Source organism: Spirillospora sp. NPDC046719 (assembly GCF_040645715.1).
In the GTDB taxonomy this organism is placed as follows: domain Bacteria; phylum Actinomycetota; class Actinomycetes; order Streptosporangiales; family Streptosporangiaceae; genus Spirillospora.
In genome coordinates, this window is sequence record NZ_JBEYYT010000956.1 from 1 (window position 1) to 1028 (window position 1028).

General features: G+C 34.1%; 2 protein-coding genes. One reads left to right on the plus strand and one right to left on the minus strand.

All coding sequences use genetic code 11. The annotated features are described in order from the left end of the window. Positions 1 to 186: plasmid mobilization relaxosome protein MobC (mobC, locus tag ABZ914_RS51825; RefSeq protein WP_500201880.1), on the plus strand; the 186-nt coding region annotated here is incomplete at its 5' end. 218 nt (positions 187 to 404) lie between these two features. Here mobC and ABZ914_RS51830 read toward each other — a convergent pair. After that, positions 405 to 1028: IS6-like element IS1216 family transposase (locus ABZ914_RS51830; protein WP_500201881.1), on the minus strand; the 624-nt coding region annotated here is incomplete at its 5' end.

A 1028-nucleotide genomic window follows, 5' to 3' on the forward strand; every position in this document is an offset into this window, starting at 1 on the left:
TCTGAAATTTCTGCGACAAAATCTGAACTAAAACGTATCGGAAATAATATCAATCAAATTGCTAAACATTTAAACGAAAATAAAAATAATCAGACAAAAGAATTGATGTCTGATTATCAAAAGCAATTAGAAAACTTGGAAAATAAAATTCAAAAAGTTGTTCATTTTATTTCGGAGAGGGAGTAAAAATGACAGTGAGTTATATGCCAAAACAATCGAACGGAACAGTTCATTCTTCAACAGTTGTGAGCTGTTTTTTGAATGCTGATGAATAGTGAGATTAGAGCAGGTCATAAATAAGGGTCATATTTAAAAGCTAAAATTGTACGTTTTAGTCAATTACATACAAGGGTTCTGTTGCAAAGTTTTAAATAAAGAATAAAATCCCTTACGGTATCTATGATTTAGGCTGTTATTCCCATTAATACCTTGATTTCAGTAGACACCGAAAAGCCGAAGAGAGTGCCTTCTTTTCGGGTTTTCTTATATAATCCTCGAATGGCTTCCATGCCCTTAATCGTGGTAGAGGCAGTGCGTAAACTTCGATAGAATTTATTGCGTCTCTTTACTGGACGATGGTCTTGTTCAATCAAATTATTCAGGTATTTAATGGTACGATGTTCTGTCCCTTGATAAAAGCCGTATTCTTTTAGTTTCTTAAAGGCACTTGTAATAGAGGGGGCTTTATCTGTGACTACAACCTTCGGTTCATCAAACTGCTTCACTAACCGCTTAAGAAAAGCATAGGCTGCTTGTGTGTCCCGTTTTTTACGTAACCAAATATCCAAGGTTAAACCATCTGCATCGATGGCTCGATACAAATAATGCCATTTTCCTTTAATTTTGATGTACGTTTCATCCATTTTCCATGAATAAAAGGATTTTTTATTTTTCTTTTTCCAAATTTGATAGAGTAGTTTGCCATATTCTTGCACCCAACGATAAATCGTCGTATGAGAAACGTTAATGCCACGATCATATAAGATTTCTTGAACTTCACGATAGCTAAGGTTATAACGAAGATAGTA